General features: G+C 63.6%; 17 protein-coding genes and 1 pseudogene. 11 read left to right on the top strand and 7 right to left on the bottom strand.

Annotation, left to right across the window (positions count from 1 at the left end; all coding sequences use genetic code 11):
- Nucleotides 1-131: 131 nt before the first annotated feature.
- Nucleotides 132-869 (bottom strand): hypothetical protein, encoded by a 738-nt coding sequence (locus MCIT9_RS04605; RefSeq protein WP_317706242.1) that lies wholly within the window; start codon nucleotides 867-869, stop codon nucleotides 132-134.
- Between the two features lie 97 nt (nucleotides 870-966).
- Entirely contained in the window at nucleotides 967-2,301 is a 1,335-nt protein-coding gene (gene ltrA, locus MCIT9_RS04600; protein WP_317706241.1) for a group II intron reverse transcriptase/maturase, read from the bottom strand.
- Nucleotides 2,302-2,859: 558 nt separating this feature from the next.
- On the opposite strand from ltrA, the gene MCIT9_RS04595 reads away from it, so the two are divergent.
- From MCIT9_RS04595 to MCIT9_RS04555, 9 genes and pseudogenes are all read left to right on the top strand, one after another.
- Complete coding sequence (locus tag MCIT9_RS04595; protein WP_317706240.1) at nucleotides 2,860-3,381, top strand: DUF2325 domain-containing protein; 522 nt, start codon at nucleotides 2,860-2,862, stop codon at nucleotides 3,379-3,381.
- A 210-nt stretch (nucleotides 3,382-3,591) separates the two neighbouring features.
- Complete coding sequence (locus tag MCIT9_RS04590; protein WP_317706239.1) at nucleotides 3,592-3,906, top strand: hypothetical protein; 315 nt, start codon at nucleotides 3,592-3,594, stop codon at nucleotides 3,904-3,906.
- Nucleotides 3,907-3,953: 47 nt separating this feature from the next.
- Nucleotides 3,954-5,993 (top strand): TonB-dependent hemoglobin/transferrin/lactoferrin family receptor, encoded by a 2,040-nt coding sequence (locus MCIT9_RS04585; RefSeq protein WP_317706238.1) that lies wholly within the window; start codon nucleotides 3,954-3,956, stop codon nucleotides 5,991-5,993.
- A gap of 3 nt (nucleotides 5,994-5,996) precedes the next feature.
- Nucleotides 5,997-6,281 carry a hypothetical protein gene (locus MCIT9_RS04580; RefSeq protein ID WP_317706237.1) on the top strand — a complete coding sequence of 95 codons (285 nt, stop codon included), beginning with the start codon at nucleotides 5,997-5,999 and terminating at the stop codon, nucleotides 6,279-6,281.
- A gap of 12 nt (nucleotides 6,282-6,293) precedes the next feature.
- Complete coding sequence (locus MCIT9_RS04575) at nucleotides 6,294-6,833, top strand: HugZ family pyridoxamine 5'-phosphate oxidase (protein ID WP_317706236.1); 540 nt, start codon at nucleotides 6,294-6,296, stop codon at nucleotides 6,831-6,833.
- A complete protein-coding gene (locus MCIT9_RS04570; RefSeq protein WP_317706235.1) occupies nucleotides 6,830-7,693 on the top strand; it encodes a heme/hemin ABC transporter substrate-binding protein in 864 nt (287 codons plus the stop codon). The genes MCIT9_RS04575 and MCIT9_RS04570 overlap by 4 nt, the downstream gene beginning before the upstream one ends.
- 29 nt (nucleotides 7,694-7,722) lie before the next feature.
- Entirely contained in the window at nucleotides 7,723-8,742 is a 1,020-nt protein-coding gene (locus MCIT9_RS04565) for a FecCD family ABC transporter permease (RefSeq protein ID WP_317706234.1), read from the top strand.
- 53 nt (nucleotides 8,743-8,795) lie between these two features.
- Nucleotides 8,796-9,509, top strand: a pseudogene (locus MCIT9_RS04560) (heme ABC transporter ATP-binding protein); the annotation flags it as partial.
- Nucleotides 9,510-9,596: 87 nt separating this feature from the next.
- Nucleotides 9,597-10,004, top strand: a complete 408-nt coding sequence (locus tag MCIT9_RS04555) for a hypothetical protein (RefSeq protein ID WP_317706232.1) — start codon at nucleotides 9,597-9,599, stop codon at nucleotides 10,002-10,004.
- A gap of 4 nt (nucleotides 10,005-10,008) precedes the next feature.
- Here MCIT9_RS04555 and bfr read toward each other — a convergent pair whose 3' ends face one another.
- Complete coding sequence (bfr, locus tag MCIT9_RS04550) at nucleotides 10,009-10,473, bottom strand: bacterioferritin (protein ID WP_317706231.1); 465 nt, start codon at nucleotides 10,471-10,473, stop codon at nucleotides 10,009-10,011.
- 237 nt (nucleotides 10,474-10,710) lie between these two features.
- On the opposite strand from bfr, the gene MCIT9_RS13655 reads away from it, so the two are divergent.
- Entirely contained in the window at nucleotides 10,711-10,947 is a 237-nt protein-coding gene (locus tag MCIT9_RS13655; protein ID WP_422880191.1) for a (2Fe-2S)-binding protein, read from the top strand.
- A gap of 224 nt (nucleotides 10,948-11,171) precedes the next feature.
- Here the strand turns inward: MCIT9_RS13655 and MCIT9_RS04545 are convergent, their stop codons facing one another.
- From MCIT9_RS04545 to MCIT9_RS04530, 4 genes are read right to left on the bottom strand one after another with little or no spacing between them, the layout of a single operon-like run.
- Nucleotides 11,172-12,518: a deoxyguanosinetriphosphate triphosphohydrolase gene (locus tag MCIT9_RS04545; RefSeq protein ID WP_317706230.1), complete on the bottom strand. Its 1,347-nt coding sequence runs from the start codon at nucleotides 12,516-12,518 to the stop codon at nucleotides 11,172-11,174.
- Complete coding sequence (locus tag MCIT9_RS04540; protein ID WP_317706229.1) at nucleotides 12,506-13,831, bottom strand: DUF2330 domain-containing protein; 1,326 nt, start codon at nucleotides 13,829-13,831, stop codon at nucleotides 12,506-12,508. The genes MCIT9_RS04545 and MCIT9_RS04540 overlap by 13 nt, the downstream gene beginning before the upstream one ends.
- Nucleotides 13,832-13,834: 3 nt before the next feature.
- On the bottom strand, nucleotides 13,835-14,626 hold the full coding sequence (locus MCIT9_RS04535; protein WP_317706228.1) for an RnfABCDGE type electron transport complex subunit D: 792 nt from the start codon (nucleotides 14,624-14,626) through the stop codon (nucleotides 13,835-13,837).
- Complete coding sequence (locus MCIT9_RS04530; protein ID WP_317706227.1) at nucleotides 14,623-15,117, bottom strand: aminoacyl-tRNA deacylase; 495 nt, start codon at nucleotides 15,115-15,117, stop codon at nucleotides 14,623-14,625. The genes MCIT9_RS04535 and MCIT9_RS04530 overlap by 4 nt, the downstream gene beginning before the upstream one ends.
- 66 nt (nucleotides 15,118-15,183) lie before the next feature.
- On the opposite strand from MCIT9_RS04530, the gene MCIT9_RS04525 reads away from it, so the two are divergent.
- Nucleotides 15,184-16,092: a histone deacetylase family protein gene (locus MCIT9_RS04525; RefSeq protein ID WP_317706226.1), complete on the top strand. Its 909-nt coding sequence runs from the start codon at nucleotides 15,184-15,186 to the stop codon at nucleotides 16,090-16,092.
- The last annotated feature ends 12 nt before the right edge of the window (nucleotides 16,093-16,104 follow it).

Raw genomic sequence — 16,104 nt, 5'->3', positions numbered from 1 at the left:
CAACCTCAGTTTGGGCCAGTGCGTGCGAAACCTTGGGAACCAGTGTTCCTGAGTCAGGCTGTCACAGTTGAGCATCGCTTGCTTATTGAAATTTGGTTTGACATGTTAATGATAACCATTATCATTAACATTCAAAAGCAAGGAGGAGACCCATCATGACTCTGGTTACGGCAACCCACATCAAAACTGACCGTGCTCACCGGCGCAAAATCTGGCAACTGGAACACCGATTTCATTGCAGCGTGGCTGGCACCTGCATGACCCTGGATGAATTGATACAGCTTTGTCACAAAGCGCGCATGACGGTGCCGGCCGATTTCAGCGACTATCAACTGCATTGCGCCTTCGTGACCGCCATCTCCCAACCGGGGCCCTTGGCCAAGCTGACGCAGAAACATCTGGACCGCAAATATGCCAATGAACTGAAGCGTTTTCGCCAAGCCAAGGACGTTCAGGCGCTGGCCGAAATGTGGCAGGCGGCTTTTGCCGCCGGGGAGATCCCTGGTGCGTTCTGGGCCGGCATTACCCATCCTTGCGCGGATGAGGCGTTGATGTTCCGCTTGTTCGGGGATGTGCACATGCTGTCGCACCTGCAAGGTGCCAGTCTGCGCATCGATATGGAACGCTTCAACCGCTACCGACATTTGGTGCCCCGTCTGCAACGGGAGTTGCACAAAACCCGCAGCGACGCCCAGCGTCGTCTGCAGGCGAAAGAAAAGGAACTCATGGAACTCCGGCATCAACTCCGGGATTTGGCGGCATTGAGCCACCGCCTCCAGGCGACGGAACAGCGGTTGCGTAACGTGGAAACCGGAGAGGCGCACGCCCGCCTGCAAAAACGCCTCGACGAAGCCCTCGCTGACTGCCACCGCTTGGCTGCCCGCTGGCCGGGTGACCGCGGGCGATTGCTCACCCGCGGTTCCCACAGATCCGGACGTGCCCCATTAAGGCATCCGGCTCCTCGGACTATGGCGTCGCTACGCAACGGGCAATTCCGTGAACCACGCGCGGTGGGGGGAGTGGGTATCGTTTGTACAGCCGCCCAAAATGGTCCCAGTTCATCCGTTCCCGGTTGCGGCGGGACAACCATTTGTACCAGCGCCGTCTGACCTCGTACAGGAAGCGGGCCAGCGATTGGCTGTTGCCGACGATCCCATAGTAGGCATAATGCCCCTTGAGTTTGCGGCTCAGGGCCGCTTGTTGGTCTGCAACCGGCCAGTGGCGGTGCATCCGGCACCAGTGGTTGATCGCCTGCAGGGAGCGGCTGAGCCGGGCTTGGGCGGTCTTGCGTTTGACGACCCAACGCCCTTTCCCTGAGCGTCCCCAGTAGTGGGTGAATCCCAGGTATTGGAAGCTCTGGCCTTTCCGTCCGGGTTTTCTGAAGTCGAGCAGGCGGGTTTTGTCCGGGTGCAGGCGCAGGCCGTATTTGGCCAGGCGCTTGCCCAGAACGGCCAATACCCGCCGGGCGTCTTCTTCCCGTTCGAACACCAGGACCGCATCGTCGGCGAACCGGACTTCGAAGGCGCTGCCTTGCAGTCGCGGTTTGACCGTCTGCTCGAACCACAGGTCGAGCACGTGATGCAGGTAGAGGTTGGCCAGCAGTGGGGAGATCACCCCACCTTGCGGTGTCCCTTGTTCGGGGTAGTGAAGCTGTCCGCTCTCCATGACGCCGGCATTCAGCCATTTACCAATCGCGCGGCAGATCACGCCGTCGCGCACCCTCTGCCCCAGAAAGTTCCGCAGCCGGTCCCGGTCCACGTCGTCGAAGAAGTTTTGGATGTCCAGGTCGATGACCCAGCCACCGCCCATGGCCATCAGCCCGCCCCATAGCCTCTCCAGGGCCTGGTGGGCACTGCGTCCGGGCCGGAACCCGTAGGCGCAGTCGAGAAAGTCCTGCTCGAAGATGGGTTCCAGCGCCATCAGCACCGCCCGTTGCAGCACCTTGTCTTCCAGCGTGGGAATGCCGATCGGGCGGGTCTTTCCCGTTCCCGGCTTGGGCAGGTGGACGCGCCGTACCGCAGGCGCCCGATACCGGCCGGTCTTGAACCGTTCCAGCAGGCGCGTCAGGTTCTCCTCTAAGTCGGCTGCGTATTGGGATGCAGTCACGCCGTCCACCCCGGCGGCCCCGTCCTTGCGGGTGCGCCGCCAGGCTTCTTCCAGCCACACCACGTCGATGTGGTGGGCAATCGTGGTCAGTTCCAGCTTCGGTTCGATCCGGGCCAGTTCCGCTAGCTTCCGTTGTCGTGTTGAGATGTTCTCCTGGCTCGATGTCCCGGCCATCTGTCCCTCCGAAAGCCCCATCGTCCGACCTGCCGCTTCCCTCCATCGGGTCCCTTGGGGCAGGTTCCCCGACTTCCCAGGTACTATCGGCAGGCTCCGATTGCTCGATCACCTTCCCAGCGCGCTTCGTCGCCTTCGCGCGCCGGTACCCTGCTTCGTGTCCCGTTCGCTCCCATCGGCCGGACACCGCTCCGATGGGCCTGGACCTTTTCTCACACGGCGCCCGCACCGCTCTTCCCGCAGGGAGTGTTCGAGCCCTCCCAGGTTCCTGGGCGACCCTTGCCCTGCATGCCCCGCTCTTCGACCCCGGCGGAGGGATGATGCCAGGCCAGTACAGCACCACCCCTGTTGCCTTCCGTCCGTTCAACAACGTCGGCTCCGCATTCCGTACTTTCGAGGCTCCATCACGCGGCCTACAGGCCCCCTGTGTACGCTTCGCAGTCGGGATCGCTCCTCGACCACGCAACACTCGGTTCCGGCTGGTGGCCAGCCTTGGCCGGACAGGACTTGCACCTGTCAGGTCGCTCTGAAGGTTTCAGCGATGTCTTTCCTTCTACATAACTTCCTCCTTCTCCAGGCTTGGCCTGGCGCAATGAACGGCTGACGTTGCGTCTGGAGGCGGCGCAACAGACCCTGGAGGAACATCAGGCGAAGGCGCGTGCCCTGCAGGCCCGGTTAGAGCAGGAACAGCGGGAACGTCAGGCGCTGGAATGGATACTGAACGCCCAGGCGGAAGGAGAACGGCAGGTCAGTCTGCAGGGGCGGCGGATTTTGTATGTCGGCGGCCTCAAAAGTCACCTGGCCAATCTGCGCCGGCTGGTTCAGCGCTGGCAGGGGGAATTGATCGACCACGACGGCGGTCAGGAGGACAACCGCATCTTGCTGAGGGAGCTGGTGGCCCAGGCCGACTGGATCCTGTGCCCCCTGGATCGGGTCAGTCATGACGCGGTCCACCGCCTCAAACGGGAGTGCCGCCATCACGGCAAGCCCTGCCTGTTGCTGCCCCGCTCGAGCCTGAGCGCCTTCGTACAGGGATTGCAGGCACTGGCCGGGAAATCCACCGCCGAGGTGTCGTCGTGGCGCGCCGTCTCGATTTCATAGCTGCGCCCGTAAACGTGACCGTCGAGCCGGGATTGAAACTGGAACTGTCCCCGGCCACGGTGTTGCGGTTGTTGCGGGAAGGTCGGCTGCATGCGGCCGATTTCCGCTGTCTCGATCGCGAAACCCACCGCCGGGTCAGAACACTGTTGCTGAAAGCCTGTTCCCAGTCCCTGCGGCAGGGGCCGGGATCTTTGTCACAGGAGGGGAAACATGAGCCAGTCACCGGCAAAATCGGATCAGGCGCCGGACTTTACCGCCCTGATGACCGTCACCCAACATTTGATGACCTGCTACACCCTTCGGCCCTGCCCGGTACTGGCCAGAAAAGTGGCCTATCACCTGGGTGTGATCCTGAGTCCGCCCTATCGGGAGGCGCTGGGTGATTGGAGGGGCGCCATCGGCAAACTGCGGGAACAATGGCAGCGTTTGGCGACGCTCGACCACGAGCGGTTGCGGCGGCAGGCCGCGAAGGTGCCCGTAGGGGATATTCATTGGAATAGTAATGATTATCATAAGCTTTTGTAATTATGTTTGCCTTTCAACAAGGCATGCTGATCTCGGGTGAAGCGATCATGAAGCCAATACACCAAAAAAGTGCGGCAGCGGCGATACTGCTCGGCCTGTCCTGGCCCGCCCGGGCGGAGACCCCGGCCAACGTGATTCAACTGGAAGGCATGGTGGTGACGGCCAGCCGGGGTGCTTATGACGTGCTCGATCTGCCCGAATCGGCCACAGTGCTCGATGGCGAAGCCATCCAGCGTGAGCAGGCTGGTGATCTCGGTGACCTGCTGCTGGAACTGCCCAATGTCGACATTGCCGGTGGACCGAGAAATGTCGGCCAACGCACGGTGATCCGGGGTATCGGTGACGAACGGGTCTTATACCTGCTCGATGGTGCCCGGCAGAACTTCGTCCGGGGCCACAACAGCCGAATGTTCATCGATCCCGATCTGCTCAAGCGGGTCGAAGTCGTACGCGGGCCGGTTTCCGCCCTGTGGGGCAGCGGTGCCATCGGCGGCGTGGTCTCCTTGCAGACCAAGGACGCCGTCGATCTGGTGGCGCCCGGTCAGCGCTTCGGGGCAAAGGTCAAAGGCGGCTTTCAAAGCGTCAGTGACCAGGGGTTGGGCAGTGCGGCCGTCTATGGACTCTTGGGTGAGCGGTTCGATTATCTGTTCCATTTTGCCTTCCGGGGCAGCGAGGACATCCAGCTTGGGCGAGGACGCCTGGAACATTCCGGCTTCGATGCCTATTCCGGCCTGGCTAAATTCCGTTTCAGCCCCCATCCGGACCACTCCCTGAGTTTTTCCGCCCAGAGCCTGGGGCAAAACCAGCAGGTGCCCTTCAACCCCCAGTCCCGGGACGGGAGCGGGAATCCCCTGGTGGACCGGGAAACCCAACAGCACAATTTCATTTTCAACTATCGTTTTCAACCGCAGCATCCCTGGCTCGATCTCAACATGACCGCCTATCACAACCAGGTTTTCATCCGGGAAAAAACCCGAAGGGCGAACCGCCGGCGTGACGAGACCGATTTCACCACCACCGGCGTCAACCTGCTCAACCGCTCTGACCTGGGACAGTGGGGCGCCGTATCCCAGCGCCTGACCTACGGCATCGACTACTACCACGACCAGGGCAAGGCGGACCGAAACGGCGAGCCGCGTTCCAGCTTCCCGGATGCCGAATCCGATGTGGCTGGGATCTACCTTCAGGATGAGATGCGGATTTTCGACCCCCTCACCCTGTTCGGCGGGGTACGCTGGGATTATTACCAGCGCCAGAGCCAAAGGGGAGACCTGGAGCGGAGCGCCGGCGAGGTCACTTTCCGGGCGGGCGCGCTGTGGTGGCTCACCGACTGGCTGGGCTTGAGCCTCGCCTACAACGAAGCCTTCCGATCCCCGGATCTCAATGAACTGTTCGTTTCCGGCACCCACTTCACCTGCGGGCCCGGGTGTGCCAACCGTTTCCTTCCCAACCCCAACCTTGACCCGGAGAAGGCCCACAACAAAGAGGTGGGCTTGCGGATCAAAAAAAACGGATTGTGGTTCGCGGACGACCGCCTGCGAATTCGGGCCAGTTTCTTTCGCAATCAGGTGGACGATTTCATCGATACCATCGTGGTATTCTCGCCCCGCCCCATGCCGCCGCTCAATCCGGGGCCGGGCGGCTTCACCACGCACCGCAACGTTCGTGACGCCGAGCTGGAAGGGTTCGAAGCCGAGCTGAACTACCAACAGCGCTACGCCTGGCTGGGATTCGCCTATTCCCAGACCCGCGGGCGGGACAAAACCGAGCACCGGCCGCTGGCCAATGTGGCCCCGGACGAGTGGGTGATCCAGGCCGGCCTGCGTCATCCCGAGCTGGGTTTGTCCCTGGGCTGGCGGACCCGGATCGTCGAAGACCAGGACCGGGTGCCGGCCGGCATCGAAGACACGCCGGGGTTCACCGTGCACGATCTGCGTCTGTCCTGGCAGCCGCGCCATAAGGCACTGGCCGGCCTGCGGGCCGATTTCGCCATCGACAATCTGGGTGACCGGGACTACCGCGAACACCTGTCATTGCTCAAGTCCCCGGGCCGCAATTTCAAGATCAACCTGTCCTATCGGTTCTGACCCATGATGGCTCCCCACCCTTTCTGGCGCGAACATCCCTTAGCCCACCTGCGGCCTGCCATCCTGGAAGACCGGGTTCAGCGTTTGATCCAGGACTACCGCAGCGCACCGGATCCACGATTGGCAGGCACCATCGCCGCCCTCTATCGGTTGTTGTGCCTGCATCCGGATTTTCACACCGATGCCGTCACCTGGTGCCATTACCGCCACCAGGTCCTGTACTGGCAATGCCTGGCCCGCCGGGAGCAGGCCCGTTGTGACTTCAAAGCCCGAATCAACACATCGTAAGGAGGCCATACCATGACCATTGATCCTGAAGCAATCCGCCGCGAAGCCCTGGCCTATCCAGGCCACTTTCGCACCCTGTTCATCGCCAGCGTGGACCGCGAAGGGATGCCCCATGCCAGCTATGCGCCCTTTGTCGCCTTCGACGGCGACTATTACGTGTATATCAGTGACACGGTGCAGCGGACCCGCAACTTCATGGACACCGGCCGTGCCGGCATCCTGTTCGCCGATGACGAGCGCGACACCGTCAATCCCTTCGCCCGCCGACGGCTGAGTTTTCAATGCCAGGCCGAAGAGATCCCTCATGGAACGGAGCCGCATCGGCAGGTGGTGCGCTGTTTTCATGAAAGCTTCGGCAAGTATTTCAAACCGCTGGAGGAATTGGCCGATTTCCATCTGTTCTGCCTGCATCCCATCCGGGGACTGTACGTCAAAGGCTTCGGCCTGGCTTTCGCCCTGGAAGGCGTGGGATTGAGCGAGATCCGCCATCTGACCGGCCAGGGGCATCGGCGCCGGGATGGACAGCCTCTGCCTGATCCAGCCGCCTTATGATGGCGCATCCGGGCGTCGCTCACCGGGCCCTGCAGGTGAGCAGGGTGCTTTTTCTGGTGCTGTTCGGGCTTCCCGCCCTGGGCTATGAACGGATCGTCGTCGCCGGTGGCGCCCTGACCGAAATCGTCTATGCCCTGGGCGCCGAAGACCGGCTGGTGGGGGTCGACAGTACCAGCCGTTATCCGCCCCAGGCGGCGCGACTGCCCCAGGTGGGCTATCTGCGCAATCTGTCGACCGAAGGCGTTCTGTCGCTGCGGCCGGACCTGGTGCTCACCACCGAGGCGGCCGGACCGCCCCAGGTGCTGGATCAGCTGCGTGCGGCAGGAGTAAAGGTGATCCAGTTGAGCGAAGACCACTCCCCCAAAGGTGTCCTGGACAAGATCGCCCAGGTGGCGGCCATCCTGGGGCGTGAAGCCGAAGGGGAAAGACTGAAACGCCGGGTGGCCGAGGGTTTCGCCACCCTGGCGCGGCGTCTGGCGGCGATCGACCGCCGTCCGCGTGTCGTGTTTCTGTTGCATTTGGTCCGGGGTTCCCCTCTGGCGGCGGGCAAGGATACGGCGGCGGACCGGATGATCGTCCAGGCCGGCGGCGTCAACGCCCTGACGCACCGGGGGTACCGGCCGGTTTCCACTGAAGCGATGATCGCCGCTGCCCCCGAAGTGGTGGTCATCAGCGAACAGATGGCCGAAGCCCTGGGCGATCCGGAGACAGTCTGGCAATTGCCCGGACTGGCGCTGACGCCAGCCCACCTGTCCCGTCGGCTCGTGGTCAGGGACAGCCTGTATCTGCTGGGCTTCGGACCCAGGACGCCGCAGGCCGCTCTGGAACTGCTGGAAAAACTTCATCCGCCAAAACCATGAGCAGTTCGGTGCTTTCCAGCCGGAGGGCAATGCCGCGCCGCCCGGTTTGGATGTTGGGCGGTCTGATACTGATGGTGGCGCTGATCGTTCTGGTTTCCCTGGGGGTGGGCGCGGTGCCGATCGCCCCGCGGCAGGTGTCGGCCATCCTATCCAAAGCGTTGGCGGGGGTGGACAACGGTGATTTTGCGACAAACGTCGTATTGCTGGTTCGGTTGCCGCGGGTGATCCTGGGGTTGGCCGTCGGCGCCGTCCTGGCTCTCAGTGGCGCCGTCATGCAGGGGCTGTTCCGCAACCCGTTGGCCGATCCGGCCTTGATCGGTATTTCTGCCGGTGCGGCTTTGGGCGCAGTGGCCGCCATCGTACTGGATTGGCACCGTTTCGGCCCGGCCACGGTCTCTCTGGCCGCTTTCGCTGGCGGCCTGGGCGCGACCCGGCTGGTTCAGTTCTTCGCCAGCATTACCCGTCCCGGCGACACCGCCGGACTGCTGCTGGCCGGCATCGCCGTCAATGCCCTGGGCGGAGCGGTCACCGGTCTGTTTACCTATCTGGCCGACGACCAGCAGCTGCGGGCCCTGACTTTCTGGAGCATGGGCAGCCTGGGCGGTGTCACCTGGACGCAGTTGCGAGTTGGGCTGCCGCTGTTGCTCGCCGTCGTGATCCTGCTGCCTTGCTGGTCCAAGGCCCTCAACGCCCTGTTGCTGGGAGAGGCCGAAGCCGGCCATCTGGGCTTTGCGGTTCAACGGCTCAGGCGAACCCTGGTGGCCTTGGTCGCGCTGGGGGTGGGAGCGGCGGTGGCCCTGACCGGGATCATCGGTTTTATCGGTCTGGTGGCCCCACACCTGGTGCGCCTGTGGCTGGGGCCTGATCATCGCAGCCTTTTGCCCGGGGCGGCGTTGACGGGTGCCGCCCTGTTGCTGCTGGCCGACCTGGGCGCCCGCACCCTGGAGGCGCCGGCGGAACTGCCCATCGGCATTCTGACCGGATTGCTGGGTGGGCCGTTCTTTTTGTGGCTCCTGTACCGTAGCGGCCGGGGGCGGATGGAGTGCTGAAGGCGGACGGGATCAGCGTCGTTCGGGGGGGCCGACCCTTGCTGCAGGAGATCTCGGTTCATTTGACCGCCGGTGAGGTGATGGTGGTAGCCGGCCCCAACGGCGCGGGCAAATCCACCCTGTTGAAAGTGCTCAGTGGCGAATGGTCGCCCAGCGCAGGCCGTGTGTGGCTGGCGGACACCCTGTTGCAACGGTGGACTCCCAGGGCCTTGGCCCGACGGCGGGCGGTGCTGCCGCAACGCAGTGATCTCCAGTTCTCCTTCACCGCCCTGGAAGTGGTGCTGATGGGGCGCATCCCCCATACAACACCCGGCGACTACAATTTGGCGGTGGCCCGGACCGCCATGGCTCTCACGGACATTCAGGCGTTGGCCATGCGGCAGTACCCCACCCTGTCGGGGGGTGAGCGCCAACGGGTCCAGTTGGCACGGGTGCTGGCACAGATCTGGAACGATAACGGCCCCCGCTGGTTGTTCCTCGATGAGCCGACCGCTCCGCTCGACCTGGCCCATCAGCATCGCATCCTTGCCTCCCTCCGCCACTTCGCGCGCCGTCACCGGGTGGGAATACTGATCGTGCTTCACGACCTCAATCTGGCCGCCGCCTACAGTGACAGAATCATGATTCTCGCCGCCGGCCGCAAGGTGGCAGAAGGCGCACCCGCCGAAGTCTTACAGGAACCGTTGTTGTCGGAAGTGTTCGCCTGGCCGGTCAAAGTGCTGCCCCATCCCCTGGCCGAAAACCGGCCTTTGGTGGTGGTCGCCTGAAAGTTCCGCCGGCCGATTCGGGCACGATTCGGAAACAAATTTGTCCAAATTCAAAATAATTCTTGGTGTTGGGGGCAGCGGCGGCTTATGAAGCAAATCCGATGGTCGATACTGTTGATCGTTTCGTTTCTGGGGGTGGCGGCATCCGCTTCGGACGATACGCGCAAGACGGATGGAGCCCTTGTTGATAGCCAGCCATATGTCCTTGAAGCCTGCTTTGCCTATTACCGCGCCGGACCTGGAAAGTCCGATCTGGACGCGACGGTCAAAAAACTGGGCCGGTTCGACCGCTGGGAGTGGTATCTGATCCAGCAGCGGATGATCCAGGTGGGGATACGCAAAGAGGTGTTGGCCTGCGCCTACGGCAGACCGATGCTGGTCAGGCGGGCAAAACGTAGCTGGGGCCTCCATGAACAGTGGATCTATCCCAGCCCGTTCTATGGCCAGTACGTCTATCTGCGCAACGGCAGGGTCACCGCCTGGCAGGATTGGTAGCTCGCTACATCTGGGATTGCAGATAATTCTGCAGACCCACCTTGTCGATGAGATCCAGTTGGGTCTCCAGCCAATCGATGTGCTCCTCCTCTTCATGGAGCATATGCGCCAGCAGATCCCGGGTCACGTAATCGCGCACCGACTCACAGCAGGCGATCGCCTCCTGGAAATAATCGTGAGAGGACCGTTCCATCTCAAGATCGTTTTCCAGCATCTCCTTGACGTTCTCACCGACCATCAGCTTGCCCAAATCCTGGAGATTGGGCAGTCCTTCGAGAAACAGAATCCTTTCAATCAGCGCATCGGCGTGCTTCATTTCTTCGATCGATTCCTTGTAGGTGTGCTCGTTGAGCTCCGAAAACCCCCAGTTCTTGAACATACGGGCATGAAGAAAATACTGGTTGATTGCAGTCAGTTCGTTTTTCAGTGCGCCATTGAGATATTTGATGACTTCGCTGTTGCCTTGCATCGTTCTATACTCCGTCTAAGTTGCAAAAGCTTGAATACCGGGAAATGCGAAAGGCCGTTCCCCAGCATTGAAAACGCGCCTGTTTGTAAGATACTCCATCCGCCAAACCGGGAAAAGCAAAAATGGCCATAAATTGCTTTGAATACAAACAGTTATCATATGCATTTGAATTGCCGCCTCAAATGCATTTGACAATGATTCTCATTTGCACTATTAATACACTAATACAGTCAAATCATGTCGAAACGAATCATGTATGTATGCCTTTGCCATGGGGTGACGGACAGGGATATCAGGCAATCAGTCCATCAAGGGGCGACCACGATGTCGAAGCTGTGCAAACGGGTGGGTTGTGGTACCCAGTGTGGCAAATGTGTGGCCCATGTCCGGCAAGTTCGCGATTTGGCTTTAGCGGAGATCAACGACCGGATGGCCACTGAGGCCCGCATCGGCTGCCGGTTTCATACCACATAGCGTGCCGGCAGGCAGTCGTGACATTTTTGCTGCAGCTCCGGGTTGAGGGCCTGAATTCTAGGTGCTGCCGTCACGAGAATATGCGATTCTGAGTCCCCATGGGGGCACTGGGAATGATGGCCCCTGCACATCCTGGCCACAACATCTCAGACCGTGTTTGGCAGAACCCCTTACACCTGGCCGTCAAGGTGCCTGGGGTTGCGCGGAACAACCGGCAGTTCAACTTATGGCAACGCAATCCCCCGAATACGCTGATACAGCTCCACCGCGTAGGAGTCGGTCATGCCGGCGATGAAGTCGGTGGCGAGCAGCAGGCGCTGGTAAAGCGGCAGTCCGGCTGGGTCGGCCAGCGGCCGGGGCATGAGCTGCAGCAGGGTGCGGCTGCGGGAGGAGGGGCTGCCGCCGGCGGCGTCCTCGATGGCGTGGACGAAGGCATCGAGCAGGCCGGCGATGACCTCGAAACCGCAGGCTTTCACTTCCACTACCGGGCGGGCGTAATAGACCCGGGATTCGGCCACCTGTTTGAAGGCGGCGAAAGCGGCGGCCTGGTCGATGTGGTCGAGCAGCGGGGCGTCGAAGCGGCCGGTGAGGACCTCGTCGTAACGGCGCTCGAACACCGCAACGGCCTGGCGGATCACCCGGTCGATGGTGACCGAGCGGCAGTAGCTGGCCCGCTGGGCGGGGTCGTCCAGACGTTCGAGACGCTGGCGGTGGCGCTGTTCGAGAAAGGGATGGTGCAGTTGGTAAAGGGTGGCGAAATCCACCACGCCGGCCTTGAAGCCGTCCTCGATGTCGATGACGTGATAGCAGATGTCGTCGGCGGCCTCGAGCAGGAAGGCCAGCGGATGACGGTGCCAGGCCAGACCGCCGCCGGGTTTGGGCGGCAGGCCGACGGTTTCGGCCACCTCGCGGAACAGCCCGACCTCGCTCTGGAAGAAACCGAACTTGCGTCCGCCGGCTCCTTGCGCTTGGGCTGGATCGACCACCGAGGCGCGGGGATACTTGGCCATCACCGCCAGCATGGCGCAGGTCATCTGCAGGCCGCCGGGCTGGCCGGGGTTCTGCAGCACCGTCAGGATGCGGAAGCCCTGGGCGTTTCCCTCGAAGCGGAGCAGATCTTCCCGTTCGCCCGCCCCCAGCGTTTTCAACCCCGGCCAGGCGGCGAACCACTCGCGGATGGCGTCCTCGCCGGCGTGGCCGAAAGGCGGATTGCCGATGTCGTGGGCCAGGCAGGCGGCGGCCACCAGGGTGCCCACGTCCTGGGGCACGACTGTGTCCCGCAGGTCCGGCTCGCGGCGGCGGATCACCTCGGCGGCGAGCATCCCCAGGGAGCGGCCGACGCTGGCCACCTCCAGGCTGTGGGTCAGGCGGGTGCGGACGTAGTCGCTCTTGGCCAGGGGAAAGACCTGGGTCTTGTCCTGGAGGCGGCGGAAGGCGGAGGAGAAGATCAGGCGGTCGTAGTCACGGGCGAACTCGGTCCGCGGCGGCTGGCCGCCCGGGGCGGTGGACGCTTTGCCCAGGCGCCGGGTGGACAGCAGCCGGTGCCAGTCCATGCGCTTCAGTTCGGCCACAGGCGTTTCCACCAGGGTTCGGGCGGGTTCTTCAACCCCATCTCCCGGTAGATTTCCGCCAGCGGCCAGCCGGTCAGTTCGTGGAGGTTCTCCGCCTGCCGGCGCAGGCGCTGGGGCAGGATCTCGCCGCGGTACCGCCTGGCCTCGGGGCAGTCGTCGCTGCCATCCCAGGGGTGGCGTAGCACGTAGCGGGCCTGGAAGTTGCCGCGGTCGCCGGTCTGATGCAGGCGCAGGTCGTCGGGGAAGGTTTCGGCGTCATACTGCAGGTGCAGGCGGGTGACGAAAACATCCACCGGCCGTGGCGGTATTATCTGGGGCTTGGCGCGCGGCAGGGGACGGATGGGCGGTTCTTCGGCCAGCCACATCACCCCCAGCTCGCGCAGCTCGCTGCGGCTCAGGGGCTGGGCGGCGCAGGGATCGCACCAACCCATGTCCCAGGCGTATTCGGTGAACACCGCCCGGCCGCCGTGCTTTTCCACCTGACGGGCGAACAGGTCGCGGTAGAAGTCGGCGAAACGGTCCTTGACGTACAGCGGGATTTCCTGCCCGGAAGGGATCTTCACCGTCGGGTAGTTGGCGGTCTCCACCCGGCCGCTGCGGGTCAGGGTCCAGAGGAACAGCTCCTGTTTGCCGCGGGCGTTGAGGGTCCCCAGACGGATCGGCAGCATGAACTTGGGGCTCTCGTAGGCCACCTGCAGGGGACGCAGGTAGTTGAAGCCGGTCTTTTCGAATGCCTCCAGGTTGACCCTGGCGACGAAGAAGCGCATTCCCTGCCTGATGTAGCTGTTCACCACCGGTTCCGCCCCCTGCGGCAGGCGGTAACCGTTCTCCTTGAGCCAGGTGATCAGGCCGGCGCTCTCCTGGGCGGACAGGATCAGGATGTCGTATTCGCCCACGGTGTAGCGGGCCTCGATGGTCACCCCCAGGGCCCTGGCGCGGGCCGCCGCGCCTTTGTCCGCCGCCGCGCTCATGGCCTTCATTTCCAGGCGGTAGAGCCGCTGGCAGGGATTGGGATCGAAATACTCCACCAGGCGCGGTGCGGTGTAGGCGTCGAGATGATCGATCACCGCCGAGGAGCCCACGTGGATCTGCTCCCGCTCGATGAAAGTGGGCACCGGCACCACCACGGCAAAGTCCTTGACGTCGCCCTGGAAGTCGTTGGCCATGGTCAGCACCGTGCGCTCGCCGTCGCGCACCAGCACCACCTTGGAGGAACGGTTGAACAGACCGGTCCCGGCGCGGGCCACGTAGAAGCCGCAGAAGGCCTGGACCAGGGTCGGCAGCGACAGCAGAAACAGCAGCAGGATACGCATGGATCACCTCCTGGAGGGAACGCTCCGGGGCCAGCGATAGCGCACGCCCGGCAACCGGCGGTTGAGCAGCGGCGCCAGCGGCGCGGCCAGAGCCAGGGCGTAGAACAGGCCCTCGTTGACGTACAGATGGTATTGAAACACATAACCGGCCGCCGCCACGACCACCGCGAAGGCGATGCGGGCGGCGCGCCGGTCCGGCAGGGTCATGGGATCGGAGAGCATGAAGAAGGCGAAGATCAGCAGGGCGACGTTCTGCAGCTGCAGCCAGGGGATGGCGGGTGGATCGCCGAGCCACAGGGCGCGGCCGAACACCAGAGCGGCCCAGGAGGCCAGAAACGCCCAAGTGGCATCGCTCCTGCGGGTGCGGCGCAGCACCATCAGCCCGCCCAGCACCGCCGCAAGGGCCAGAAACGCCCCCAGCCCCCACTGCCCCGGCGACACCCAGGCCCGGTCGGTCAGCGAAATCGCGGCCACGATGCCCAGATTGGCGGGATTGAAGACGTGGCGACCGTCGATGCGGAGCAGGAACTTGCCGGCAATGGCGACAGCCGCCGCCGTCACCGCCCACGGCAGCGCCTGGGTGTGCAACAAAAGCCCCAGGGACAGCGACGTGATCAGCGGACTGCGGAAGTCGAAGGGCAGTCCCAGGGTACGGCAGAAAAGCCCCTGAGCCGTGAGCGCCGTCAGTGGATAGACGGCGTAGATCCAGAGCGGTCCTGGAAAATCGCGCCATCCCAGGCCATAAAGCAGCAGCCCGGCCAGAATCAGGATCTGGAAATGGCGCGGATCGCTCATGCCGCCTTGGTGAAAGCCCCCAGCTCCGCCCGCGCCAGCAGGCGGCGCAGATCGGCGCTGCGCAGCGACAGCGACCAGCCCAGCACCCCGGCGCCGATGAACACCCGCTCGTGGGCGAAGATGCCCTCGTCCACCAGAACCCTGAGATCCTCGGGTAGGGCGACGGGCGGCACCGCGCCCACGGGATAGCCGGTGGCCGCCAGCACCTGTTCGGATTCCGCCATGGTCAGACGGCGTTCGCCCGTGTGCTTGCGCAGCTTGCCCCAGTCGGCCCGCGCGGTGGCGGGTGCGGCCAGCAGCAGGAAGCCGCCGCTGCCGGTGCGGAACACCAGGCTGCGGACGATCTGGGCCGGGCTCAGGCCGCGGGCCTCGACCAGTTCCTCCAGGCTGCGGATCGGCTTGCGCTCCGGGTCCAACGGAATCTCCACCCATTCATACGCGATGCCTTCCCGTTCCAGCAGTTCGCTCACCGGCGACGACACCTCGCTCATTCGTTTCTCCCTCGTAAGTGGTTACAATGCGGAAAACCATGATAGGGCTTTCCAGGAGGCGATGCCATGACTTGCCTGCTCTACACCCACCCCGCCTGTCTGGAACACGACACCGGCCCCGGCCATCCGGAGCGCCGCGCCCGTCTGGAGGCGATTTTGCGGGCGCTGGATGCCCCCCGGTTTCAGGCGTTGATCCGCCGCGAGGCCCCGCGGGCCGATGACGGGCTACTGCGCCTGGTCCACACCGACGACCACATCGAAACCGTGTTCGCCGGTATTCCCAAACAGGGACACGCCTGGCTCGACCCGGACACCGTGGTCTCCCCCGGCTCCGGCGAGGCGGCCCGGCGGGCCGCGGGCGCCGTGTGTGACGCCATCGACGCCGTGCTCGGAAAAGAGGCCCAAAGCGCCTTCTGCGCTGTCCGCCCGCCCGGACACCACGCCGAACCCCGCCGGGCCATGGGCTTCTGCCTGTTCAACAACGTCGCCATCGCCGCCCGCCATGCCATTAACCTGGGTCTGGAACGGGTCGCCATCGTCGATTTCGACGTCCACCACGGCAACGGCACCCAGGCCGCCTTCGAGCGGGAGCCGAGGGTACTGTACTGCTCCACTCACCAGTATCCCTGGTATCCCGGCACCGGGGCGGAGACGGAAACCGGCGTCGGCAACATCGTCAGCGTCCCCCTGCCCGCCGGCACCGACGGCCCTGCCTTCCGCAAGGCGGTGGAGGACCGCATCCTACCCGCCCTCGCCCGCTTCCGGCCGCAACTGCTCTTGGTTTCCGCCGGCTTCGACGCCCACCGCCTCGATCCTCTGGGAATGCTGGAACTGGAAGAGGAGGATTACCGCTGGATCACCCGCCGCCTGCTGGATTTTGAGGTCCCCGTCGTCTCCGCCCTGGAAGGCGGCTACCATCTGCAAGCCCTTGCCGCCAGCGTCGCCGCTCATGTGGAAACCCTGCTTCGGAGCTGATAGAATATTCAG

Source organism: Methylomarinovum caldicuralii, from assembly GCF_033126985.1.
GTDB lineage: Bacteria > Pseudomonadota > Gammaproteobacteria > Methylococcales > Methylothermaceae > Methylohalobius > Methylohalobius caldicuralii.
The sequence above is the reverse complement of the archived record's forward strand: the minus strand, read 5'-3'. Positions and strand labels throughout refer to the sequence as shown.

What these genes read in the sequence shown, in the direction of transcription:
- ltrA (WP_317706241.1), bottom strand. Translation starts at nt 2,301, where the DNA reads ATGGGGCTTTCGGAGGGACAGATGGCCGGGACATCGAGCCAGGAGAAC.
- MCIT9_RS04590 (WP_317706239.1), top strand. Translation starts at nt 3,592, where the DNA reads ATGAGCCAGTCACCGGCAAAATCGGATCAGGCGCCGGACTTTACCGCC.
- MCIT9_RS04585 (WP_317706238.1), top strand. Translation starts at nt 3,954, where the DNA reads ATGAAGCCAATACACCAAAAAAGTGCGGCAGCGGCGATACTGCTCGGC.
- MCIT9_RS04580 (WP_317706237.1), top strand. Translation starts at nt 5,997, where the DNA reads ATGATGGCTCCCCACCCTTTCTGGCGCGAACATCCCTTAGCCCACCTG.
- MCIT9_RS04575 (WP_317706236.1), top strand. Translation starts at nt 6,294, where the DNA reads ATGACCATTGATCCTGAAGCAATCCGCCGCGAAGCCCTGGCCTATCCA.
- MCIT9_RS04570 (WP_317706235.1), top strand. Translation starts at nt 6,830, where the DNA reads ATGATGGCGCATCCGGGCGTCGCTCACCGGGCCCTGCAGGTGAGCAGG.
- MCIT9_RS04565 (WP_317706234.1), top strand. Translation starts at nt 7,723, where the DNA reads ATGCCGCGCCGCCCGGTTTGGATGTTGGGCGGTCTGATACTGATGGTG.
- MCIT9_RS04555 (WP_317706232.1), top strand. Translation starts at nt 9,597, where the DNA reads ATGAAGCAAATCCGATGGTCGATACTGTTGATCGTTTCGTTTCTGGGG.
- bfr (WP_317706231.1), bottom strand. Translation starts at nt 10,473, where the DNA reads ATGCAAGGCAACAGCGAAGTCATCAAATATCTCAATGGCGCACTGAAA.
- MCIT9_RS13655 (WP_422880191.1), top strand. Translation starts at nt 10,711, where the DNA reads ATGTCGAAACGAATCATGTATGTATGCCTTTGCCATGGGGTGACGGAC.
- MCIT9_RS04540 (WP_317706229.1), bottom strand. Translation starts at nt 13,831, where the DNA reads ATGCGTATCCTGCTGCTGTTTCTGCTGTCGCTGCCGACCCTGGTCCAG.
- MCIT9_RS04535 (WP_317706228.1), bottom strand. Translation starts at nt 14,626, where the DNA reads ATGAGCGATCCGCGCCATTTCCAGATCCTGATTCTGGCCGGGCTGCTG.
- MCIT9_RS04530 (WP_317706227.1), bottom strand. Translation starts at nt 15,117, where the DNA reads ATGAGCGAGGTGTCGTCGCCGGTGAGCGAACTGCTGGAACGGGAAGGC.
- MCIT9_RS04525 (WP_317706226.1), top strand. Translation starts at nt 15,184, where the DNA reads ATGACTTGCCTGCTCTACACCCACCCCGCCTGTCTGGAACACGACACC.